At 69.8% G+C, this 6424-nt stretch carries 6 protein-coding genes; 3 read left to right on the top strand and 3 right to left on the bottom strand.

Going from position 1 to position 6424, the window contains the following annotated elements; genetic code table 11:
* Nucleotides 1-1724 (bottom strand): type I polyketide synthase (locus ACFV9O_RS33690; RefSeq protein WP_385424847.1); only part of this gene is annotated, 1724 nt, incomplete at its 3' end.
* Between the two features lie 173 nt (nucleotides 1725-1897).
* Here ACFV9O_RS33690 and ACFV9O_RS33685 point away from each other — a divergent pair.
* Nucleotides 1898-2305 (top strand): YybH family protein, encoded by a 408-nt coding sequence (locus ACFV9O_RS33685; protein WP_385424844.1) that lies wholly within the window; start codon nucleotides 1898-1900, stop codon nucleotides 2303-2305.
* A gap of 172 nt (nucleotides 2306-2477) precedes the next feature.
* On the opposite strand, the gene ACFV9O_RS33680 is transcribed toward ACFV9O_RS33685, so the two are convergent.
* Complete coding sequence (locus ACFV9O_RS33680) at nucleotides 2478-2966, bottom strand: pyridoxamine 5'-phosphate oxidase family protein (protein ID WP_385424841.1); 489 nt, start codon at nucleotides 2964-2966, stop codon at nucleotides 2478-2480.
* 55 nt (nucleotides 2967-3021) lie between these two features.
* Nucleotides 3022-4332: a flavin monoamine oxidase family protein gene (locus ACFV9O_RS33675; protein ID WP_385424838.1), complete on the bottom strand. Its 1311-nt coding sequence runs from the start codon at nucleotides 4330-4332 to the stop codon at nucleotides 3022-3024.
* Between the two features lie 257 nt (nucleotides 4333-4589).
* Between ACFV9O_RS33675 and ACFV9O_RS33670 the strand changes: the two genes are divergently transcribed.
* Nucleotides 4590-5951 (top strand): FAD-dependent oxidoreductase, encoded by a 1362-nt coding sequence (locus tag ACFV9O_RS33670; RefSeq protein WP_385424835.1) that lies wholly within the window; start codon nucleotides 4590-4592, stop codon nucleotides 5949-5951.
* A gap of 23 nt (nucleotides 5952-5974) precedes the next feature.
* Entirely contained in the window at nucleotides 5975-6421 is a 447-nt protein-coding gene (locus tag ACFV9O_RS33665) for a nitroreductase family deazaflavin-dependent oxidoreductase (RefSeq protein WP_385424833.1), read from the top strand.
* The last annotated feature ends 3 nt before the right edge of the window (nucleotides 6422-6424 follow it).

The following is a 6424-nucleotide window of genomic DNA, read 5'->3' as shown; positions in this document are numbered from 1 at the left end:
TCGAGGGCGGCGACGACCTCGTCGTACGCGGCGGCGAAGACGGGGAACGCCTCGTACAACTCCCGTCCCATGCCGACCCGCTGACTGCCCTGCCCCGTGAACAGGAACGCCAGCTTCCCTGGCTCGGCCGCGGTGCCCGTCACCACGCCGGCCGCGGGCGTGCCGGCGGCCAGGGCGCGTACACCGTCGATCAGCCGTTCGCGGTCGGAGCCCACCACGACGGCACGGTGGTCGAGAACGGCACGGGACGTCGCCAGCGACAAGCCCAGGTCCGTGGGGGAGAGCGCCGCGTGCTGCTCGGCGTGGTCCGCCAGGCGAGTGGCCTGGGCCCGCAGGGCCACCTCGCCCTGCCCGGAGAGCACCCAGGGCAGCACCGCCGGGTCGGCCGGATCAGCCGCGACATCCGGAGCAGCGTCGGCAGGGGGAGCCTCGGACACGACGACGTGGCAGTTGGTGCCGCCCATGCCGAACGAGCTGACCCCCGCGATCAGTTCACGGTCCGGGCGCGGCCACGCGCCCAGCTCGCGCTGCACGGCAAGACCGAGTTCGGCGAGCGGTATCCGCGGGTTCGGCGTCTCGAAGTTGAGGCTCGGCGGCAGCTCGCGGTGCGAGAGGGCGAGCAGCACCTTCACCAGGCCCGCGATCCCCGCGGCGCCTTCCAGGTGGCCGATGTTGGTCTTGACCGAGCCGACGCGCAGCGCCGAGTCCGCGTCTCGCCCGGCACCGAGGGCCGCGCCGAGCGCCGCCGCCTCGACGGGGTCGCCGACCGGTGTGCCGGTGCCGTGCAGCTCCACGTACTGGACGGCCCGCGGGTCGATGCCGGCCCGCTCGTACGCCAGCCGCAGGACCTGCTCCTGGGCGGCGGCGCTGGGCCGGGTCAGCACCTCGGTGGCACCGTCGTTGTTGACCGCGCTGCCGCGGATCACGCCGTGGATCCGGTCGCCGTCGGCGAGGGCCCGGGCCAGGGGCTTGAGGATCACGACGCCGCTGCCCTCGCCGGGCACGAAGCCGTTGGCTCGGGCGTCGAAGGCGTAGGTCGTGCCGTCGGGGGAGAGAGCGCCGAAACGTTCCTCCGTGACGAGGTTCTCGGCGAGCAGATTGAGGTTGACGCCCGCGGCGACGGCCGTCGCCGACTCGCCGCTGCGCAGGCTCTCGCAGGCCAGGTGGACGGCGACGAGCGACGAGGACTGGGCGGCGTCCACGGTGAGGCTCGGGCCGCGCAGACCGAGGTGGTACGAGACGCGGTTGGCGATGACGCCACGGTTCACGCCGGCCATCGTGTGCTGGGTGACGGCCTCGGTCCCGTACTGGTAGAGGAGGCCGGTGTAGTCGTCGCGGAGCGTACCGACGAAGACCGAGGTCGCGCTGTCCCGAAGGCTGGAGGGGACGATTCCGGCGTCCTCCAGGGCCTCCCAGGTGAGCTCCAGGACAAGGCGCTGCTGTGGATCCATTGCTGCGGCTTCACGGGGCGAGATGCCGAAGAAGCCCGCGTCGAAGTCCTCGACGCGGTCGAGGAATCCGCCGCGCACACCGGCCGGGGTGTCGGCCTCGTGTCCCCAACGGCCCTCCGGGGCCTCGGAGACCCCACTCGATCCGGTGCGCAGGAGTTCCCAGAAAGCCGTGCGATCCGCCGCTCCCGGCAGCCGGCAGGAAAGCCCGACGACAGCGATCGAATCGTTGTGCTCCACAGCTGACCCCCACAAAGCTTTAAGAGTTCGATTCATATTCGGCCTTTCCCGACCCTACAAGGGGATTCATCGGCCTCTGCCAGTGCTCGGTAATGTGGTGGTAACTCAATGCGTTACCTGGCGATGTATGGCCGGTGTGCCGCCGCGGGATAAGTTTTCGCCGAGTTCGTGAAATGCCTTGTCCCTCAATCGAGCGGGAGAATTTCGCCATGGCAGCGAATCAGGACACTGCACATGCTCAGGCGCGGCGCACGCGTGACGTCGAGGAGCATGTGGCCCACTACGTGCGGCTGTTCAACGCCGGCGACGCCGACGCGGTGAACGAGCTGTACACCGAGGAGGCCGTTGCCGTCTGGGAGCCGGGCAAGCCGCTGTCCGGCCAGGAGCGGAAGGACTCCGTCCGGGATTTCCTGGCGGCGGGTCCGACAATGGAGGCGAAGATCCGGCACGCGTACGTGACGCCCGACACCGCCCTGCTCGTCGTGGACTGGAACATCGAGACCACGGACAAGGACGGGGCTCCGGAGCGTTTCGAGGGCGTCGGTCTCGACGTCCTGCGTCTCGGCGGCGACGGCAAGTGGCGTTACGCGATCGACGAGCCGTTCAGCGAGGTCTGAGCGGAGCGTTCCGCTCTCGCGGCCCCCTCGAAGGGCCTGCAACGACGAGACGGCGTCCGGGAATCTCCCGGACGCCGTCTCGTCCGAGCTCCCGCGGACGCCGCCCTTGTCCGTACTCACCGCGTCAGTGCATTCGGGCGCTCGTCCATTCGTGCGTCGGCGCGTCCGTGCCTCAGCCGGCGTCCTCCGGCTGCCAGATCCTGCTTCTCATGTCCCGGCCGCGGAGGACCTGGACGCGGAACGGGTCCATGCGCAGCAGCCCGTACTCCGGATCCGCCGGGCCGCCCTTCCAGTAGTGGATCGGGTCGTAGCCGACGCCGGGCGGCGAGCCCTTCCGGTACAGCTCCCACACCTCCCGCTTGACGGTCCCGTCCTCGACCCACTCGGCCACGCTGTCGACGTAGGCGGCGTTCTGCCGGGGACTCCAGTACGAGCAGGTGACATGCGGGTTGTTGCGGATGTGCGCGGTCTTCACCGGGGTCTTGTACGCGGCGATCCAGCCGACCGGGCGGCCGTCGGCGACCTCCCAGATCGGCAGCAGCACACGCGCCCGCGGCCGGCCTTTCCTGTCGACGGTGATCAGCGAGCAGTAGACGATGTCCCTGACGTACTGGTGGAACTCGTCTGCCAGCTCGGAGAATTCCTTTACTCGCGTCGCCACGGTCCTGTGCCCTTGTCCTTTCGGATCTCGGAATTCCTCGGTCGTTCCCCCGGGGTCACCCGGACGCGATCACGGCCGCCTGCTCGGCCGCCCGGAAGCCCGTCTCGATCGCGCCGTCCACGAAGCCGTGCCAGCCGCTCGCGATCCCGTCGTTGGCGAAGGCGATACGGCCGTGCGGCTGCTGCAGTTCGGGGAGCCGGAGCAGCTGGCCGGGCCTGCGCAGCGCCCAGCCGCCGAGCGCGTACGGGTCGCGGCCCCAGTCGTGCGCCTTGTAGCTGACGAGCTCGGCCTGGGGAAGCAGCCGGGCCAGCAGGTCCCGGACGTGGTCGGGCCGGGACGGGTCGAAGTCCGGGTGCTGGCTGTAGCCCGTCAGCAGCTGCTCGCCGTCGTCGAGAACGGCGTGCGTGAACATCGGTGTGAGCAGGCCGCCTTCGTCGTCGCGCACGTGCACAGGACCGAAATCGCCGCGCACCCGGAACCAGACGCGGCTGCTGTGCGGCACGCTGATGCCCTGCGCCACCACCTCGGTGTGCGCCGCGGGCAGACCCGGCTCGAAGTCGATGGTCCGCCATACGTTCGTGGGTGTGGCGACCACGGCGACCGGGGCGGAGAACCGCTTCCCCGACACCGTGGTGACATGCACGAGCCGACCGTCGTCGGCGATGCGGGTGACGGGCGTGTTCAGGTGCAGCCGCGCCTGTGCGTCGTTGAGGATCTCCTGGGCGAGGGCGGACATGCCGGACGCCGGGGCCTGGCCCTCGATGGTGATCCAGCCGGCCAGTTCGCCGCCGGCCAGCTGCCACCACTGGGCGAGGGCCTCGTACGCGCCGTTCTTGCTGTAGCCGCCGGAGAAGCCGGCCACCAGCGTGTTGATCCACTTGTCGTCGCGCGGGGCGAGCTCCAGCCCGTCGAGGTGCTCGCGCAGCGACCGGCCGGCGACGGCGCGGATCCTCTCCCCGGCGGCGAGCGGGTCGTGCGGATCGGGGAGGAGCTCGTCGGAGCCCTCGAAGACGACGGTCAGCAACTCACCGAGGCGGCCGAGGGCCTCACCGCCGTCGAAGGACTCCAGCTTTCCGTCCCCGGTGGGGAAGACGGCCCACTCCGGCACCGGCAGGACGTCCTTGACCAGCGGAATGCCGTACCGCCCGAGCTCCTTCACGGCCAGCTCCTGACGGGGCGAGAACCAGCCGCCGCCGTACTCGATCATCACGCCGTCGAACGTGTCCGTCCACGTGCGTCCGCCGATGCGATGGCGCGCCTCCAGCACCAGCGGCCGCAGCCCCCGGGCGTTGAGCTCACGTGCGGCGGTGACCCCGGCAAAGCCGGCGCCGATGACTATCGCGTCGAATTCACGATCGGCTGTCATGGTGCCTCTCTTCGGCAGAAGGAGCGGAAGCGTAGGGGGCGGATTGGCGCCAACCTAACCGGGTCCGCTATTGATTGCGGTCATGGCCCGGTAATCTATTCGCGAGAAATAGGCATACGATCCCTTGATTACCGCGCGATGAGCGGCAGCTGCAATGCTGGATGAGCGCGGTGAGTCGGTGATGGTCGGGCCCCGCATACCTTGGCCGGGAGTGCCAGCCGATGATTCTCCCCCAGGGATTCAAGGGAGTTGCCGCAATGCCGAACGAGAAAAGAAACCGCGCCGTCGTGCTCGGCGGAAGCATGGCAGGGTTATTGGCCGCTCGTGTGCTGGCGGATGCGTACGCCGAAGTCCTGGTGGTCGACCGTGACGCACTCGTCGGTGTGACCGGACCGCGCCGCGGTGTGCCGCAAGGCCGTCAGGTGCACGGATTGCAGGCCCGTGGGCAGCAGATCATCGAGGAGCTGTTTCCCGGACTGACGAAGCAGGTCGTCGCCGACGGAGGAGCCATCGGCGACATGGCGGAGAACATCCGCTGGTATCTCAAGGGAAAGCGCCTGGCGAAGCCGCACACCGGCCTGACCTCGCTGACCGTCACCCGCCCCTTCTTCGAGCGTCATGTGCGGGACCGGGTCCTGGAATTACCGCAGATCTCCTTCCTCGAGGAGCATGACGTCGTGGGCCTGGAGGCGACGGCCGACCGCCGCCGGATCACCGGAGTCCGCGTGTCGCGGCACGGCGCGGAGGGGGGCGGGACCCGGATCCTCGGCGCCGACCTGGTCGTCGACGCCACGGGACGCGGTTCGCGCACCCCGGTCTGGCTGGAGGAACTCGGCTACGAGCGGGTCGAGGAGGAGCGCAGGAAGATCGGCCTCGGCTACGCCTCCCGCCTCTACCGGATCCGCGAGGACCCGTACGAGAAGGGCGAGATATCCATCGGTGTCGTCTCCTCGCCCGCCGCGCCACGCGGCGCGATCGCCGCGAAGCAGGAGGACGGCCAGGTCATCGTCACCGCGTACGGAATCCTCGGCGACCACCCGCCGGCCGACCCCGAGGGCTTCGACGCCTTCGTCCGGTCGCTCCAGGTCCAGGACATCCACGAGGCCGTCCAGGGCCTCGAACCCGTCGGTGACCCCGTCGCGTACCGCTTCCCCGCCAACCAGCGGCGCCGCTACGAGACCATGACCCGCTTCCCCGACGGCCTGCTCGTCACCGGAGACGGCGTGTGCAGCTTCAACCCGGCCTACGCGCAGGGCATGACGGTCGCCGCCCTCGCGGCGCTCACCATCCGCCAGTACGTCCGTGACGACGCACCGCTCGACCCGCTGCAGTACCTCCGCGACCTGGCCCAAGAGGCCGTCGACGGCCCGTGGGAGCTGATGGTCGGCGGCGACCTGGCGTTCCCCGGCGTCGAGGGGGAGCGGACGCCCATGACCCGGCTCCTCCTCGCCTACATGGCGCTGGTGCAGGAGGCAGCCGTGCACGACGAGGACGTCGCCCACGCCTTCCTGCGGGTGTTCGGCCTCGTCGACGCCCCCGACTCGCTCCTGGAACCCGGCCTGATGCACCGCGTCCTGCGGGCTTCCGGGGCCGCCGGGAGAGCCGGGATCGAGTTGTAGAGATCCGGACAAGGAGAACAGCAATGTCAGCTTGGGATGCCGACGCACAGGTCGCCGACAGCCCCGACCGGTCGGTCGAGGAGCACGTCCGCCGCTACATCGCCACCAACGGCCGGAGCGGCTACATGGAGGGCGGCTGCACCAATCTCATCCTCACCTACCGGGGCCGCAGGACCGGCAAGCTCTACCGCACCGGCCTCTTCTTCGGCGAGGACGACGGCCGCTACATCCTCGTGGCCTCCGGCTCGGCCATCACGCACACGCATCCCAAGTGGTACCTCAATGTGGTCGCCGACCCGGAGGTACAGGTGCAGATCCTCGCGGAGAAGTTCGCCGTACGGGCCTCCACCGCGGAGGGGGAGGAGCGGGCCCGGCTGTGGAAGCTGATGACCGACCGGGCCCCCATCTACCACACCTATGAAGCCAGGACCCGCCGTGTCATTCCGGTCGTCGTCCTCGAGCGCATCTGACCC

Source organism: Streptomyces sp. NPDC059909 (assembly GCF_042730885.1).
In the GTDB taxonomy this organism is placed as follows: domain Bacteria; phylum Actinomycetota; class Actinomycetes; order Streptomycetales; family Streptomycetaceae; genus Streptomyces.
The sequence above is the reverse complement of the archived record's forward strand: the minus strand, read 5'-3'. Positions and strand labels throughout refer to the sequence as shown.